Here is a 15,360-nt window from a genome sequence, read left to right on the forward strand (position 1 = left end):
CACCACAGAAGGGGGTCAGACGCCGAACGCGGCGGGGTAGCGGATGGTGCCGGTCGGGACCGGGCGGGTGTCGTCGAGGGCCATGGCCATCATTGCTTCGTCGGGTGCCTCGAAGGGTGCTTGGATGCCGAAGCGGGAGGCGGGGGTGAAGCCGAACCGGGGGTAGTAGTCGGCGTGTCCCAGGACGAGGACGAGGTTTTCGCCCATGGTGCGGGCGGCGTCGAGCGCGGCGCGGATGGCGGCGGAGCCGGCGCCGGTGCGCTGGGCGGAGGGCAGTACCGCGCACGGAGCCAGGGCGAGGGCGGGTGCGCCGTCGACGTGGCATCGGGTGAGCAGCGCGTACCCGATCGGGGTGCCGTCGGGGGTCGTGGTGACCATCGACACGCCGTCGATCCACGCCTGCGGGTCGGCGCGCAGGGCGTCGACGATGTCGGCCTCGAGGTCGGTGGGGAAGGCCGCGAGGAGGATGTCGCGGATGGCGGAGACGTCGTCGGCTGTCTCGGGGCGTGCCGTCCAGGTGGTCATGGTTCCGTTCTCGGTGGTGTCGGGGGTGTGGTCGTGAGGGCGGAGGACGTAGGCGGCGTAGTTGTAGTCGCTGCCGTCTTCGCGGTGCATGTCGATCTCTGTCCGATGTGCGGCCAGGGCCTGCGGCATGCCGGGCTGCTGCCGGTCCGCTCGGTCCATCCGCTGGGTGAGTGGCGTGTAGTGCTCGTCCCACCAGTCGCTTTCCGGCAGCGGCCAGTGCGTGTGGACGTGATAGCCGGCGGCTTGTGCGGCGTCGGTGTTCGCGGCGTGGGTGCGCAGTGGGTAGGCCACGTCCCAGTAGGCGCGTGCCGGGGCAGCGGGGCTGGGCACGGTCCATTCGATTTCGGTGAAGAACGCCTGCGTCACCGGGTCGGTGCCGGGGGCGTTGTCGGGGGTGTCACTATCGCTGTTGTTCACTGCCGACGCTCCCGGAACCGGTAGGTGGCGCGCAGATGCCGCGTGATTTCCTTCCTCGCCGTCTCGCGGTCTGCGCGCAGCCGGGCGTCGGTGCGGGAGGCGGCGTAGGTGTTCTCCCGCAGCAGCTGGTGGTAGCTGTTCAGGCGGCGTTGGGGAATCTCGCCTGACTCGACGGCGGCCAGCACCGCGCAGCCGGGTTCGCTCACGTGTGCGCAGTCCTTGAACCGGCAGTCCTGCGCGAGGTTTTCGATCTCGGCGAAGGTCTGCTCCAGCCCGTCCTGGGCGTCGTGCAGACCGATCGCACGCAGACCGGGGGTGTCCAGCAGGACACCCCCGCCGGGCAGCGGGATCAGTTCCCGCCAAGCGGTGGTGTGTCGGCCCTTGCCGTCCGCGTCGCGGACGGCGCCGGTGGCCAGCCGGTCCTCGCCCAGGAGTTGGTTGCCCAGAGTGGACTTGCCCGCTCCGGAGGGGCCGAGCAGCACGATGGTGCCGTTCAGGACGGAGGTCAGGGTGTCCAGGCCCTGCCCGGTCACCGCGCTGGTGACCAGCACGTCCACTCCGGCGGCCACCTCGGACATCTGGGCCTGCGCCCAGGGCACGTCCGCGCACGCGTCGGCCTTGGTGAGTACCACGACCGGCTGGGCTCCGCTCTCCCATGCCAGGGCGAGCATGCGTTCGGTCCGGCCGTGCTTGAGGGGTGCCGCCAGCGACACCGTCACCACGACCGTGTCGACGTTGGCCGCCAGGACCTGGCCGTGCGAGGTACGCGAAGAAGACGAGCGCACCAGGGCGGTACGCCGCTCCAGCATCGCGTGCAGCACCGGTGCATGGCCGGTGGTGACTGGGCGCAGCGCCGCCCAGTCACCCGTGCACGGCGCCGACAGCGGATCACCATGATCGGCGGTGCCAGGGATCCGCGCACGGATGATTCCGGCGTCGGTGACTGCTTCGCACGAGCCGCGTTCGGCTCGCACGACGCGGGCCGGGATCAGCCCGGCGGTTCGATGAGGTGCGAAGGCGTGGTCACACGCCTCGTCCCAGCCGTAGTCCGCCAGGGAATACGGCTGAGCATGATGCGAAAGGAGATGAGACAACGTAGAGACCCTTGAACAGGGACCCCGATCGGGACAGAGGATGGCCTTCCGCGAGCCGTCAGAGCTCTTGCGGGGGCAACGACATCAGGTCAGACCAGGGCCCGGGACGTGAGGATGATCCGGCGGGCACTGCGCACGGCAGTGGCCTTGGCGACGGTCATCAACTCACCTCCCCCTTCTGGTCCCGCAGTTGACCCGGTCGTCTCTGCGCGACTGATGCTAGCACCTCCATTCCCAGTGTCGGACGATGCCGGGAAGGGAGGTGCGCCCGCCGGCGCACGGTTGCGGCCACGGCGGCGGTCCGTCGCCAGGGGCACGGCGGTTCCCACGCCGGGGGCGTCCGTCGACACCCGATCCGGGCTGTTGTCGGAGGGGCCGGGCTTGCCGGCGCGGGGCCACCAGGACACGCGACTGGTGCCTTCCTGCCCGAGGGCGACCGGACGTGGTGGGTCTGGTGTGGTGCGGCGGGGGCAGAGGGTCGATGCCGGTGCTCGCGCTGCTGTCGGGGCGGTCGGCGATGACCTCGTCGGTGTCCTGCACCTGCGCCGCCCCGGATCCCCGCGCGCCGGGGTCGCCGTACACCGGTGTGGGCCTCACCGCCACCCGTGGCGGGCGCCGTCCGCACTCGCCGTGATGACGGTCGGACCGGTGTCCGCGCGGTCCAGGGCGAAGTCCCGCAGACCGCCCGCCGGGGTGAACCGGCCGGATGCGCCCGGCGTGTACGAAGGTGAACCACAAGGCACCGTCAGGCCCCGCGGCCACGGCGTAGGGCCCGGCATCCGGCGCGGCAGTACGGCGGTCACCGCATCGGCAGCATCACCACGTCCGGCGAGACTGCGCACTTTCCCGTCCCGGAGTCTCTGGCCGGGCCGTTCGGGATCGCCGCGGGCTCGGATGGTGCGCTGTGGTTCACCGGGACCGTTCTGGGTGGCCGCGGAATGCGGCGCGCTGGTCGAGATCCGCCCCGGCAACTGACCGCCCAGCCCCGGCGTTTCGTGACGGCGGGTACTCGGTGGCCCCCGAGGCGGCTCAGTCGTCGCCATTCGCCGGCCGGCCGATGGGCGGTTCGAGGCCGCTCACATCCTAGCTCCGGATGAAACCAGGCTGTCGAAGGCAGGCGCTGTTCACCGCCTCGGCGTGTCGACCAGCGTCGGGGGGCTTCCGACGCGGCACGGGGCCTCAGTGTCCTGATTTCCCATGTTGGTGGCACGGGTGTGCACGTCACGGTCGGGCTTTCGCGGAATGTGCTTGAAAAGGCACGGGAGCGACCGTGGGTGCCGGCCGAACAGAGTCCCCGGTTTCCGCGACTTCGATGGCTTGGGCGCCTCGGACCTGCGGAAGGTGAGTCAAAATCCCACCCTTTGACGGGCTTCCTCATACCGTTTCCGGCCCAGGTGTCGACGTACTGCTGATCGTGCTCAGTGGCGTACAAATGATCGTGCTCGGATTGCGTCTCGTGAGCGTCACTTGGGACGTGGGAGACTCCGGCTGTGCGGGACGTCGATGGTTCATTCAGGTGGCGGTTGTTGATCGAAGCTTTGACCGTGTTGGCGGCGGAGGCGGATGCTCAACGGCAGTGGCTCGATGAGCATGTTGTGGGGACCGATGAGTTGGCCCTGGACTTCGATCACGCGTTTCGCCTGGCTGACGGCTTCTTGGCGGAAGGACGCATCGATCACGAGGCGATGGCCTGCTTGCGGGACATCGACGCGCTGCTCGCCGAGATGAGCTGCTGCGGGAACGAGGAGTGCTGGGCCCGGGACGCTCTTTCGGTTGACGCGGGTTGGCAGCGTGCGCGGGTCTTGTCCCGAGGGTTGCTCGTCAGGTTGCGTGGGGAGTGGCGGCTGCCTCTCCCGGAGATTGTCGTGGTGCGTTAGCCGGGTGTGTGGGGTCAGGCGACGTCGGCGTCTCGTTCGATGGCGGCGAGTCGGTTCCTGAGCCGGTAGCTGGTGCCGTTGATGGAGATCACGTCGCAGTGGTGGAGGAGGCGGTCGAGGATCGCGGTGGCGAGGACTTCGTCGGCGAACACCTGTCCCCATTCGCTGAAGGTCTTGTTCGAGGTCAGGATGATCGAACCTCGTTCGTAGCGCTTGGAGATGACCTGGAAGACCAGGTTGGCTTCGGTGCGTTCGAGCGGTGTAACCCACCTCGTCGACGACGAGGACGCCGGGCCGCAGGTAGGTGCCGAGCTTGTTGGTCAGCCGGCCGCCGGCCTCGGCTGCGGTGAGGTTGCGGACGATGTCGTCGAGGCTGGTGAAGTAGATCGAGTAGCCGGCCCGGCAGGCGGCCACCGCGAGGGCGACGGCGATGTGGGTTTTGCCGACCTCGGGCGGTCCGAGCAGGGCGACGTTGGCTTTCGCCTCGACGAAGGAGAGGGTGGCCAGGTCCTTGACCTTGCGCGGGTCCAGCTCGGGCTGGAAGGAGAAGTCGTACTCGTCGAGCGTCTTGTGGTGCGGCAGCTTCGAGGTCCGCAGTCCCTGGCGGAAACGGCGGTCGTCGCGGATGACGAGTTCTTCGCTCAGGATCAGGTCGAGCAAGTCGAGGTAGCCCATCTTCGCCTCGTCGGCGCGTTGGACGTACTGGCTCACGGTCTCGGCGAGGTGGGGCAGGCCGAGTTTGGCGGCGGCTGTCTTGATGCGGGTGCTGACCAGCTCGCTCAACGCGGTTCCTCCGGAGCTCGGTTCGGGTGAAGGGGCGGGTGACGGTCAGCACGTCATAGACCGACAGCGGTCTGCGGCCCACCTCGATGCTGGCGGCGGCAGCCCTGGTCAGCAGGGCCTGCAATGGTCCGGGGTCCTTGCTGTGGTGTTCCGCGAGGCGAGGCGAGGTGCGGGCGGGGCGTCGGCGGGGGTGACCTGGCGGCCGACGCCGTCCGGCAGGCCGTCCCAGTGCCGCTCGTCGACGCCGCGGGCGCCGCGTCCGACCGCCCGCGGGTGAACCGCCAGCAGCGTCTCGCCGTGCGGGTCAGGGACGGTGGAGTGCAACGTAGCCTGAATATTTTGTGGCCCTGATCTCGACGAGCTGGCGAGCGCGGACCCGGCGGGCCGGAACCGAGTAGAGGTTCGCGTCGAACGCGACCAGGCAGTCCTTGCCGACATGCCGCAGGTGCCGCTCGGTCACCAGGTAGGGGGTTGGCCGCAGCGGCCGGAGCGCGATGTGGTCGCGGGCCGCGCGGTTGTCGATGACTTCGCCGTGGGTGTGGTGCACCTTCCGCGCGGCGCAAGGGCAACCACGCGGTGAACGCGGCATCCAGTTCCTCGATCGAGGAGAACGCCCGTCCGGCCAGGACGTGATCGCGGACGATCAGGACCTGCCGCTCAACCCGGCCCTTCCCGGTCGGGCGGTAGGCAGCCAACACGTCGACGTCGAAGTCGTAGTGGCCGGCGAAGCCGACAGCCTCCGGATGCAGCGGAACCGCCTTACCGGGGGCGACGTGCCGGCGCACGACGGTCTTGGTGCGATCGTAGACGATCGTCATCGGCACCCCGCTGAAGTGCGCGAACGCGCGAGCGTGGCAGTCGAAGAAGGTCTGCAGTCCTGGCTGGTGGTGAAGCAGCAGAACGGGTCGCGTGAGTACGACAGCGTCATGTGGAACGAGTAGACCTTGGGAATACCGACATGCGCGAGGATCCTGCCCTCATCGCCCCAGTCGACCTGGGCTTGAGCGCCGGGCACCACCTCGAAACGGCGGTGCAGCCCCGCGAGTTCGCCGGGTGTCAGGCCCAGTTCCCCGGCGATCCTGGGCCTGGCCTCCTGCAGGTAGAGCTTCACGCGCTGGTAGGTGCCGGAAAAGCCGTACTCCTGCACGAGGCGTTCATGAACAACCGATCCTTTGATCAGGATTTCCGACCGCAGCATCGCGTCGATCAGCGGCGCGACTCCATCGATCATGCGTCGGCGCGGCTGTCGGCATGCGGACCGGCGCGGAGGAGCGACCGGAGCCTCAGCCGACAGGTACTTGCGAACCGTGCGACGGTTCAGCCCGGTCTCCTGCGCGACCTCCGACAAGCTCATCACCCCGGACTCGCGCAAGCCACGGAACCGGCGAAGTTCCAACCAGCGCTGCGGATCCAAGACCATCGTCGACCGCCCTCCGCCGCAACGAAACCGACAGCAGCAGAGTGTCGACCGGCAGACCTCGACGCCTCAGGAGCCGAGCACGTTCACTCGTACGTGGCTGAGCACAAAACCGCGTACGCGGACAACGGGCCCCAAGTTCCGCGATCACCGCGCAATTCGACGAACAAACGACGCCACTTCAAGTGAACGAAGCCACCGGACGCCAGCCCGCCACCGATTCCGGGCGTTCGGCGATATCCGGTGCTCAATCGCTTGGGTCGCTTGAGTCGCTGCATCCAATGCTCCGCCAACACCGGCGAGGACCGCACATCGCGACAGGGAGCACACCGATCTCGCTCAGATCGCCCGTGCTGCGCAAGCCCGGCACGACGGGCGGAGTTGGACGACATCCGTTGCTGATCGCGATTGCCAAGGCGGTCGCGAGCGGGGAATACCCGCCGGACCTCGGTCCGCTCCGCGTCCAGGCTGCGCTGATGGACGATAGGATCGGCCTCCGGGAGTCCGTCGGCGTGGAAGCCGTGGGGATGCGCCAGGTCAAGGAACTGATGGATCGTCGGATCGCCGACGGCCACGGCGGACAGGGATTCTGGAGCCTGTTCGAGCTGCTGGGGAAGAAAGGCTGAATCGCGTCATGAGTCACCACGACGAAACGATCCTCCTCTTCCGCAACACCATGCGGATCACCGACGGCCACCTGGAGGATTTCCGCAACGCCATCGCCCGAGCCGTGGAGTTCGCGCAGCAGCACGGCCCGCAGCTGTTGGTGCAGACCTTCGTGGACGAGAAGCGGATGCTCGCGCACAGTTTCCAGCTCTATCGGGACTCCGACGCGGTCCGCCTGCACTGGAAACTCGCGGACCCGTTCATCCAGGACGTCATGAAGCACTGCCGGGTGGAGCACTTCGAGGTGTTCGGTGAGCCGGACGCCGAGGTGGCCGCGGGCCTGCGCTCGTCGCTCGGCGAGCAGACCCCACTCACGTTCTCACCCCGCATCGCCGGCTTCCTACGTTTCGACGCTGCACGGGATATCGCTGCCGGGTGAGCCGCCGCCGGTCGCTGCCGACTCGCCATCGGCGACCTCCAAGCGGCCGAGTGGGGCGGCAACGCCGGGTGGCGTTCTACCGCGAGTGCGGCCTGATCGGGCGTCAGTTTCGTGGCGGTGGTCTCGCAGAACTCCTTCGCACGGGTCTTGCCATCTTCCTGGCCCCCAGGCACCCTGGTCGTCCCCAGCCTTGACCGCGACGGCCGCTCGCTCTAGGACTTGGTCAACATGGTCGCCGAACTGCGCACACTCGGCTTGCACACTCGGCTTCCAGTCCCTCCGCGAGCAGCTCGACACCACCACCCCCGGCGGCCGCCTGGCCTTCCACGTCCTCGCCGCTGTGGTCGAGTTCATCCGCGAACTCATCGTCGTCGGCACCCACGAATGCCTCGCCGCCCGCGCCCGAGGCCGCGTCGGCGGCCGCCCAAGCGTCGTCAGCCCCGAACTCATCCGCGCTGCCCGCGACATGCCGCCCAACCCCGAGACCTCCGTCACCAGCATCGTCAAGCTGCTCAGCCCGAGGACGTTGTACAACCACATCCCCGACCCGGAGCAACATCGCGCCGCCGCGGTACCCCATCAGCAACCCCTGACTCCCCGGAACCGTGTGAAGCCCGCGGATCGCCGCGTCGGGGACGGCGCACCCGGTAGCGGCACAGTCCGTCCGCGACGCGTGACGGGACGGCCCCGGGCGACCTCGGGCGCGCTCCCGGGGAGTCCCTCGTGAGCGGCGACCAAGACGCCTACGAGGTCGACGTGCCGCTGCTGCTGGGCTGGGGCACCAGCAACGAGACGTTTACCGTCCCGGGAACCGACGAGGTCCAGCGCTGGCCGATCGGGGAGATCAACGCCCTGGACCTGCGGGTGGTCAACGACACCGATGCCCGCACCGCGCTGAGAGACGCCTACCCCGACGCGTACACAAGCTCGCCCACACCCACGGGCGAACCACTGGAGCCCTTGGCGGGTCTGCCGCGCCTGGAGCCCCACGAGAGGGATCCGGCTTCGAGCGAGGTGGAGTTCGACTGGTACGTCGGCCACCTGATCGACGAACTCGGCTACGTCAGCCACCACAGCGAGGCCGCCGCACACGTTCTGGCCCCGAAGGCCCAGCGTTCCGTCCGGATCCTCACCTCGCTCCCCGAGGCCGAGGTCCCGCTGCGCTGCGCCGCGGACGCGGGCTTCGTCGCGAAGCGGCTCGCGTCCCATGCCGGTCCGGGCGGATGGCTCGTCCGTATGCTCCAGTACCGCAGTCTGGACTGGATGGGCATGGCGAGGGTCCTGGGCGTGGTGACGCCCACCTACCTGTCGGCGTCCACCTATTGCATGATCGGCGACGGCCGCAAGGCGTTGACGCCCCGCCTGGTGACGGACTTCGCGACCCTGTTGGGGTTGGACGCCCGGGCATTGGCCGCGTTGACGGGCGTTCGCCTGCGTACGGCTCCAGTGCCTCCAGCCCAAGAGGTGGCGGACGCTGCGGTTCTGCTGTGGGAGACGCGGCGTCTCTCCGCCGCTCAGGCACAACGCGTCTCCGAGCTGGCTCGCTCCATGCGCTCGGGCTCGGCCGCCAACACGTACATCCTCAACCTGCCCAGTTCCTGACAGCCCCCGGGAATTCGACGCCCCGATCGAAAGCATTTGTCCTGAGATGATCCCAAGTCACTGCGTCTGACCGTGTTTATCAGGAGAACGGGTTGGTGCCGTTGCCGTGCCGGTGAATGACTGGTCGACGGCTGCTGTAGTCGACGAGCGCGACGTGTGGCGCGACGTCGTCGAGGAGGGCCGCGAGCCGGGGCAGGTCGGGGCGGGTGCCATGGAGCATCATGCACATTTGAGCGGCATCGCCGGCTGCCCAGCGCGCGGCGCTGTGTACCCAGCGGGGTCCCGTGTGCGGGAGGGCGTCGGGTCTCGGAACGACGCCGATCCACCGATTGCGCTGAGCTTTCCAGACAATGACGGCCTGGACCTGACTCCATGGCAGTTGGATGCGCCGCTCGCCGCGGATGGTGCCGGCGCGGATCACCGGTCCGTCGGCATCGGCCCTGAAGAACCAGCCGCCACGCAGCGCACCGCCGCCGATGATGAGCAGGCAACTTCCGAAGAAAACCCACGCCATGATGGAAAATCCGGTTCCGGGCTCTGTGAACCCGGCAGCGATCATGACCGTGGAGAAGGCGCAGAGCAGGACGCTTTGCCGGTTCCAGCCCTTGCGAAGCTCGAAGGGCGGCTCATCGTGGCGTGCGGATGTCATGGCGGGATTCTGGCCGGTCACCTGGAGGAGGCTGCGGGCGGGGCTGTCGCCCCCGTTGGATTGCTCGGCGGCGCTGAACGCCCCAGTCCCTGCGTTCGGGGTGAGCGGGTCGTCGGCAGGATCCGGTGTTCATTGTGCCTCGATGGCCAAGCGCGCCGACCGCCAGTGCTCCTCGAATTCGCATGCGGAGATGTACTCGGGGCGGTCGTCGGCTGGCCAGTCCTTTTCCTTTCTGGCCTACCCCTCCGGCGGTGTCCCCGTACTTGGCGACGTACACGCCCACCGAGTCCCACCCCTGGGTGTCGCGAAGGTGCTCGAACTTCGCAAGCGATGCTGTGCCGTTCTCGCGTGTCGGTCCGGCCCTTCCAACTCCACCTGCCGTGTGGTCCAACCCTCGGAATCGGCCTCGTAGAAGAACCACGTGTGTTCGTCGAAGTAGTAGCGCAGGTGGCGAAGCATCCGCCGATCATGCTGGCGACCACCCGTAGCAGCACCCAGATGCGTGTTCCAGGGCGGTTACGCAAAAGCCCGCCGTATTCCGGAAACAACTTCGCCGACCGCTCCCGACACTGACCCCGTCATCGTCCGGATCACCAGCCACACCGACGGCCACCTCACCGCCCGCGTCACCGGCCGCAAGGCGTCGACCAGGCCGCGTCGCCATATACGGCACGAGTGGATGTCAACGCTGACGGCCAAGTCCTGCGCGCCACCCAGCCCGGCGTGCACCAGGTGGCACAGCGCCGAATAGGAGGACGTTCATGCGGACATTCCGGTGTCCGGGCAGGTCGCCGGCTCCTACCGTGCAGCAACCGAGCCCACACCGGAGACGTCATGGAACGTGACCAACTGCAAGGCAACCCGCTTCTCATCGCAGCTCGGCGGGCGCAGGGCTGGTACTCCCAAACTGAATTCGCGGAGGCATTCAACCGGCGTGCGGACGATCTCGGTGAACGGGCGGCGATCTCCGTACGGCAGGTACGCCGCTGGGAATCAACGGAACCTCCCGCGGTCAGTGATAGTCGTTGAGCCAGTCGCCCGGGATCAGGCTGCGAACGCGGTCGAGGTCCTCAGCCGTCCGGCCGCGGGCCAGCACGGCCGTGCCGCCGTCATCGCGCAGAAGGGCGTCACCGCTCAGGAACCAGCGTGTCCCGGGCTCGGCGCCAGTGGGATACGAGGGGAACGGCAGGCGGACGGCGTTGTTCTCCAGCAGTTCGATGCTGCCGTCGTCCGGGTCGAGGAAGTCGCAGAACTCGTGTTCGGCCAGCAGGGACTCGGACATGACGATCTCAACGAAGCACAGCGACAGAGACTCCAGCCAGCCCTCCCAACACTCGGCGCTCTTGTCGGCGAGGTTGGGCCGGATGACCACTGCGGGGTCGTCGTCCCCGAGGCTCTCCAGGAGAACCCCCCAGGACGCGGCCCCCTGGTTTTCGTGACGGAAGACCAACGCCTCCTTGGCCCCATCCACATGCAACTCTGCTGGACCGAGGAGCACATCGTGGTTGCCGGTCAGATCCCCACGGCGACCGAACAGTAGATACGCCTCACGCAACGCCAACGGCAGCTGGAACCCCAGCCGTGACTCCGCCGCGACGAGGTCGGCCTCCGACCATCCATCACCGCTTTCCAGGGCACGAACCCAGCCGGCGCAGAAGCCACGGATGAAGCCCCACGGGGTGCTGCGACCCTCGACAACTGCGGCCAGGGATCGAGCAAGATCGAAACCTTGTGTCATGGCCGGACGATAGCCGCCCCGGGACCCTGACACGCCAGCCCGGTGTGGCCAAACCCGGCGACATGTCTGACCCACCAAATCAACTGCTGCTATTCGAAACCACCGACGTGGCGTTCTCAACTGACACTGACGAAGCCATAACCGACTGCCCATGAAGAACGGTGCTCAGAACGGAGGCTCATCGTCAGATGCGTCGGTCCATGCCGGCTCGACCGGTGTGGCTTCGCACTGTTGGAGACGCGTCACGGCGTCTTTGACGCGGCCGAGGCCGATGAGGTGCCAGGCCAAGAGGTCGTTGTCGGTAGGGGAGTGCGGTTCCAGGACGGCGACGGCCTCCTCGGTGCGGCCGGCGCCAGCCAGCAGTTCGGCGATCGACCGGGCCGCATACCAGGTGCCGCCTTCGGGGTGGGCCCGCGCCTGCGCGATCGCTTCGTCTCGGGCACCGCACGCGACCATCAATGGAAGCCGCAACCGGAAGAAGTCCCACCCCTCTTCACCCCGACGCGCCTTCAGGTCATCAAGGTAGGCCAGCCCGTCCCGGCCACGCCCCTGCTCCGCGTACAGGGTGCACAGCACATCGACGTTCCAGTCCTCCGTGCCCGCGGGCGAGTCCGCGAGGGTGCGCATCACCTTGATCGCCTCGTCACCCCGGCCGTGCCGCATCAGGAGCCATGCGAGGTGCACGGCCCCGTGGCTCTCGCGGATCGGCGAATTCCCGGGCTGCCTGAACACGGCGATCGCGCCTTCCACGTCGCCGCGTTCCTCCAGCACCTCCGCAAGACGCTGCACGGCGTGGCCATGGAAGTCGGCCGCCGCGTGCCTCCGCAATTCCTCGATCCGGCCGTGCCGGGCCAGCAGGTCGGCCAACCGGTCGCGGTTGTTGATCGGGGCAGCGTCTCGCGCCTGGAGCAACGCAACGGCTTGGTCGATGCGACCGTTGCGCTCGTGAATCACGGCGAGCAGGCCGACGAACGGTTCGACACCGTGCCGATGACACCACGAGATGTCGCAATGGGGCAGCGCCTCGATCCGAGCGGCCAGGAGCGTGGCGGCATCCTCGTCCCGGCCCGCTTGGCCGGCGACCTCGACCAAGGCAGCGGCGAGGAACCAGTCCCCAATGTGCGGGCCAAGCAGGGAGAAGGCTTCGTCACCCCGGCCGTGCCGGGCGAGCAGGCGCCCGAAGAACCCCAGCGCCAGCCCACCTCCGGCCCCCGCATACGGGCGCACCAGTGCGATCGCCTCCTCGGGCCTTCCCCACTCCTCCAGCAGCTCGGCCGTCGTTTCTGCCGCCTCCCACCACCCTGTGGCGACGTACGGGGCGAGTACCTCCAGTGCCTCTCCGTGCCGCCCTTGCTCGCCGAGCAGTCGCGCGTGTGCTTGCGCGCAGAACCACTCCCCGCGTCCGGCCTGGAACTCCACCTCCTCGGCGTGGCTGAGCTCGAGGAGGCGCGAGACCAGGTGCGGGGGAATACATCCGGAGAGCGTTCGGGCCCGGTAGTCAAGATCAGCGGCGTCCACACGGCCGGACGCTAGCTCCCGCCTCCGATATTGGGCGCTGAACGAGCACCATGGCCTGGCGACCGCCCTTGGACCCGACTGCCAAGTGCCGGGAGGTGTTGCGGCGCCACCATCGAGGTATAGATCGACGCCGCCAGGCGCGCAGTAACTTCTGTTTGTCGCGGATATCTGGGTGGTCGCGGCCCAGTTGATGCTCGGCGGTTGCAACCAGCGCTTCAAGCAGGGCAACCACTTCCCGACCGACAGGGAGCGGAGCACATGTTGCGGCTTCCCTGCAAAGCGAACTACTGGCCGGATACTGCCATATCGTCGCAAACTCATTGGTTTGCCAAAGTGGGAGTGGACGTTCCGGTCCTGTGGCGCGGCTTCTCTGGTGAAGGCCATGGGCGGCCTTCGCGGGGCCTGGCCGGGCAAGCACGCGGCCCTGCTTCTCGAAGACAAGGGATTCTCGATGCGCGATGTCGCCGTTGAGGTGATCGTCGTGGGTACGGCACTTCGTGTGTTCATACCCGACCTGCGGGCCGTGAGACGGTGGTGCGCAGCGTGGTTCGTGCAGGCCGGGCTGGCCAGGTTGCGTCAGCGCGTGTCCCGTGAGGGAGCCCCGCCCGCGCATCGGGACGGGGGAGTGTGGTGAACGACGCCGTGTGGGAGCCGCCCGACACGGCGCCGCCCAGAACCGAGATGACGCTCCCGTTGGACTTCGACGGCTTCCACCGCACGTACTGCGTCCCCTACCTGAAGTACGTGCACCGGCGGCTGGGCACCCGCGAGGACGCCGAGGACGTGGTGTCCGAGGCGTTCACGCGCCTGCTCGTCAAATGGGACGAGGCGCTGCGCAGCGAGAACCTGCGAGCGTTCGGCTGGCACATCCTCCCGTGCCTGGTCCTCGACCACCATCAGCGCACCCGCACCCGCACCCGCACCCGCCGCGCCGTCGTCACCCCGGCGCCGGACGTCGAGGGTGACCTGTCGCGGTGGGCGCTGGACCCGGGCACGGTCGACAGGCTGCTGCTGCGGATCGACGTCCACAAGGCCGTCATGGAACTCCCCCGAAACAGGCTGACTTGGTCGTCCTGGTCTACCTGCTCGGCTACTCCCACGCCGAGGCCGGCGCCGTCATGGGCATCGAGGCGACCACCGTCGCCAGCCACCTGCAAACCGCCCGCCGCACCCTGGAGCCCAAATTGCGCAACTACCTCAAACCGGGCCGCCACGAACGGAAGGACCAGCCATGAGCGTCGAGGACGTCCTGCGAGGCGCGGAAGTCCTCTGTGGTGAATACGACGACTACGACCTGGACGCCGCGACGCGCCGGCTGGCCGACCGCGTCGCCGACCGCGTCCGCAACGACCCGAGCCAGTGGCTCTTGCAGGCCGAGCCTTCTACTGAGCTTTGCTCGGTGATGTCGCAGGGTGCTGACAGGAGTTGTCTGTTGCGGTATGTCTTGTTCATGAGGTATCCGCAGGGCGGGGGCCTGACCGCTGAACGGCGGGTGTTCCGCGAGCAGTTGCGCATGCAGGCGGCGGAGATGTTCGGGGGTGGGCTGGACAATGCCGTGATCGCCAAGGAGTTGCGGGTCAGTGTGCGATCGGTGCAGCGGTGGCGCTCGTCGTGGCGGGACGGCGGGCCGCGGAGCCTCCGGTCGACGGGCCCCGCGAGTCGGCCGAAGCTGAACGAGGCCCTGTTCACCGTGCTGGAACAGGAGTTGGCGAAAGGCCCCGTCGCGCACGGATGGCCGGACCAGACCTGGACGCTGCAGCGGATCAGGACGCTCATCGGGCGCCGGTTCCACAAGAGCGTCACGTTGTCCGGCGTCTCCCGGATGCTGCGGCGGCACGGATGGACCCACCAGGTCCCGGCCCGCCGCGCGGTCGAACGCGACGAGGCGGCGGTGGCGGGCTGGGTGAAGGGGACGTGGCCGGCCGAGGAAAGACCGCGGCGGCGCTCGGGGCTTGGCTCGTCTTCGAGGACGAGGCCGGGTTCTCGATGACGCCGCCGACCTTGCGCACCTGGTCCAAACGCGGCCGCACGCCGGTCGTCCGCGTCCGCGGCCGCTCCCAACGCCGGTTCTCCGTCGCCGCGCTGACCTGCTACAAGCACGGCGAGACCTCCCGCCTGATCTACCGGCCCAAACGGCACCAGGACCACAAGAGCGGCGGCCGGCGCAGCTTCACCTGGACCGAGTACCGGGACCTGCTGACCGCCGCCCACCGGCAACTCGACGGCCCCATCGTGCTGATCTGGGACAACCTGAACGTGCACCGGGACCGCCGATTACGGGACTTCATCGAAGAACAGGACTGGCTCACCGCGTTCCACCTGCCCGCCTACGCACCGGACCTCAATCCGGTCGAGGGCATCTGGTCACTACTGCGGCGCAGCCCCAGGCCAACACCGCCTTCACCGACCCCGACCACCTGATGTCCCACCTACGCCGCGGACTGCGTCGCATCCAATACCGCAGTGACGTCATCGACGGATGCCTCGCCGCCACCGGACTCAAGCGCACAACTGACACACCACCATGACGACATCACGGCTCAAGACTCAGTAACCACCCGCACCAGTTCCACGTCCGTAAGATCCCCCTGGACGGGAGGCAACGCCTCCACATGACCCGGCTCTAACTGATCTTTGTGGGTCCAGTTGACGGTGCGTCAGGTGTGGGCATATCCCGTGTATGGGGTACTCGGGG

The 15,360-nt window shown here is 68.2% G+C and carries 15 protein-coding genes and 4 pseudogenes; 9 read left to right on the forward strand and 10 right to left on the reverse strand.

Annotated elements, in window-relative coordinates; genetic code table 11:
• Positions 1 to 15: 15 nt before the first annotated feature.
• From ACRX5W_RS31940 to ACRX5W_RS31950, 3 genes and pseudogenes are all read right to left on the reverse strand, one after another.
• On the reverse strand, positions 16 to 942 hold the full coding sequence (locus ACRX5W_RS31940) for a GNAT family N-acetyltransferase (RefSeq protein WP_436791890.1): 927 nt from the start codon (positions 940 to 942) through the stop codon (positions 16 to 18).
• Positions 939 to 2,036: a ribosome small subunit-dependent GTPase A gene (gene rsgA / locus ACRX5W_RS31945; RefSeq protein WP_436791891.1), complete on the reverse strand. Its 1,098-nt coding sequence runs from the start codon at positions 2,034 to 2,036 to the stop codon at positions 939 to 941. The genes ACRX5W_RS31940 and rsgA overlap by 4 nt, the downstream gene beginning before the upstream one ends.
• Positions 2,037 to 2,687: 651 nt before the next feature.
• Positions 2,688 to 2,816 (reverse strand): annotated as a pseudogene (locus ACRX5W_RS31950) (virginiamycin B lyase); the annotation flags it as partial.
• 746 nt (positions 2,817 to 3,562) lie between these two features.
• On the opposite strand from ACRX5W_RS31950, the gene ACRX5W_RS31955 reads away from it, so the two are divergent.
• Positions 3,563 to 3,913: a hypothetical protein gene (locus ACRX5W_RS31955; protein ID WP_436791892.1), complete on the forward strand. Its 351-nt coding sequence runs from the start codon at positions 3,563 to 3,565 to the stop codon at positions 3,911 to 3,913.
• Positions 3,914 to 3,927: 14 nt separating this feature from the next.
• Here the strand turns inward: ACRX5W_RS31955 and istB are convergent.
• From istB to ACRX5W_RS31970, 3 genes and pseudogenes are all read right to left on the reverse strand, one after another.
• Positions 3,928 to 4,696, reverse strand: a pseudogene (gene istB, locus ACRX5W_RS31960) (IS21-like element helper ATPase IstB).
• A gap of 304 nt (positions 4,697 to 5,000) precedes the next feature.
• On the reverse strand, positions 5,001 to 5,243 hold the full coding sequence (locus ACRX5W_RS31965) for a Mu transposase domain-containing protein (RefSeq protein WP_436791893.1): 243 nt from the start codon (positions 5,241 to 5,243) through the stop codon (positions 5,001 to 5,003).
• A gap of 267 nt (positions 5,244 to 5,510) precedes the next feature.
• The gene (locus ACRX5W_RS31970; protein ID WP_436791894.1) at positions 5,511 to 6,116 is read right to left on the reverse strand and encodes a hypothetical protein; all 606 of its coding nucleotides are present in this window, start codon (positions 6,114 to 6,116) and stop codon (positions 5,511 to 5,513) included.
• A 347-nt stretch (positions 6,117 to 6,463) separates the two neighbouring features.
• On the opposite strand from ACRX5W_RS31970, the gene ACRX5W_RS31975 reads away from it, so the two are divergent.
• The 4 genes from ACRX5W_RS31975 (at position 6,464) to ACRX5W_RS31990 (ending at position 8,760) form a co-directional block, all read left to right on the forward strand.
• Positions 6,464 to 6,739, forward strand: a complete 276-nt coding sequence (locus ACRX5W_RS31975) for a hypothetical protein (protein ID WP_436791895.1) — start codon at positions 6,464 to 6,466, stop codon at positions 6,737 to 6,739.
• Between the two features lie 8 nt (positions 6,740 to 6,747).
• Positions 6,748 to 7,158: a hypothetical protein gene (locus ACRX5W_RS31980; RefSeq protein WP_436791896.1), complete on the forward strand. Its 411-nt coding sequence runs from the start codon at positions 6,748 to 6,750 to the stop codon at positions 7,156 to 7,158.
• A gap of 340 nt (positions 7,159 to 7,498) precedes the next feature.
• Positions 7,499 to 7,885 (forward strand): hypothetical protein, encoded by a 387-nt coding sequence (locus ACRX5W_RS31985; protein WP_436791897.1) that lies wholly within the window; start codon positions 7,499 to 7,501, stop codon positions 7,883 to 7,885.
• Positions 7,882 to 8,760, forward strand: coding sequence for a hypothetical protein (locus ACRX5W_RS31990; protein ID WP_436791898.1), 879 nt, complete (start codon positions 7,882 to 7,884; stop codon positions 8,758 to 8,760). The genes ACRX5W_RS31985 and ACRX5W_RS31990 overlap by 4 nt, the downstream gene beginning before the upstream one ends.
• Positions 8,761 to 8,839: 79 nt before the next feature.
• Here the strand turns inward: ACRX5W_RS31990 and ACRX5W_RS31995 are convergent, their stop codons facing one another.
• From ACRX5W_RS31995 to ACRX5W_RS32005, 3 genes are all read right to left on the reverse strand, one after another.
• A complete protein-coding gene (locus ACRX5W_RS31995; protein ID WP_436791899.1) occupies positions 8,840 to 9,430 on the reverse strand; it encodes a hypothetical protein in 591 nt (196 codons plus the stop codon).
• Between the two features lie 991 nt (positions 9,431 to 10,421).
• On the reverse strand, positions 10,422 to 11,147 hold the full coding sequence (locus ACRX5W_RS32000; RefSeq protein WP_436791900.1) for an SMI1/KNR4 family protein: 726 nt from the start codon (positions 11,145 to 11,147) through the stop codon (positions 10,422 to 10,424).
• A gap of 165 nt (positions 11,148 to 11,312) precedes the next feature.
• Entirely contained in the window at positions 11,313 to 12,665 is a 1,353-nt protein-coding gene (locus tag ACRX5W_RS32005) for a hypothetical protein (RefSeq protein ID WP_436791901.1), read from the reverse strand.
• A 172-nt stretch (positions 12,666 to 12,837) separates the two neighbouring features.
• On the opposite strand from ACRX5W_RS32005, the gene ACRX5W_RS32010 reads away from it, so the two are divergent.
• A complete protein-coding gene (locus ACRX5W_RS32010) occupies positions 12,838 to 13,299 on the forward strand; it encodes a hypothetical protein (protein WP_436791902.1) in 462 nt (153 codons plus the stop codon).
• 47 nt (positions 13,300 to 13,346) lie between these two features.
• Positions 13,347 to 13,514 (forward strand): annotated as a pseudogene (locus ACRX5W_RS32015) (sigma factor); the annotation flags it as partial.
• A 47-nt stretch (positions 13,515 to 13,561) separates the two neighbouring features.
• On the opposite strand, the gene ACRX5W_RS32020 reads toward ACRX5W_RS32015, so the two are convergent.
• Positions 13,562 to 13,705, reverse strand: coding sequence for a hypothetical protein (locus ACRX5W_RS32020; RefSeq protein WP_436791904.1), 144 nt, complete (start codon positions 13,703 to 13,705; stop codon positions 13,562 to 13,564).
• Here ACRX5W_RS32020 and ACRX5W_RS32025 point away from each other — a divergent pair.
• Both ACRX5W_RS32025 and ACRX5W_RS32030 read left to right on the forward strand, forming a co-directional pair.
• Complete coding sequence (locus tag ACRX5W_RS32025) at positions 13,640 to 13,900, forward strand: RNA polymerase sigma factor (protein WP_436791903.1); 261 nt, start codon at positions 13,640 to 13,642, stop codon at positions 13,898 to 13,900. The two genes, ACRX5W_RS32020 and ACRX5W_RS32025, sit on opposite strands and share 66 nt — an antisense overlap.
• Before the next feature lie 215 nt (positions 13,901 to 14,115).
• Positions 14,116 to 15,193: pseudogene (locus ACRX5W_RS32030) on the forward strand (IS630 family transposase).
• Positions 15,194 to 15,360 lie beyond the last annotated feature (167 nt).

It is taken from the genome of Yinghuangia sp. YIM S10712 (assembly GCF_051388935.1).
Lineage (GTDB): Bacteria > Actinomycetota > Actinomycetes > Streptomycetales > Streptomycetaceae > Yinghuangia.

Excerpts from the sequence above, each read along its gene's own strand:
- ACRX5W_RS32000 (WP_436791900.1), bottom strand. The coding sequence starts at position 11,147 with ATGACACAAGGTTTCGATCTTGCTCGATCCCTGGCCGCAGTTGTCGAG.
- ACRX5W_RS32020 (WP_436791904.1), bottom strand. The coding sequence starts at position 13,705 with ATGACGGCCTTGTGGACGTCGATCCGCAGCAGCAGCCTGTCGACCGTG.
- ACRX5W_RS31970 (WP_436791894.1), bottom strand. The coding sequence starts at position 6,116 with ATGGTCTTGGATCCGCAGCGCTGGTTGGAACTTCGCCGGTTCCGTGGC.
- ACRX5W_RS31980 (WP_436791896.1), top strand. The coding sequence starts at position 6,748 with ATGAGTCACCACGACGAAACGATCCTCCTCTTCCGCAACACCATGCGG.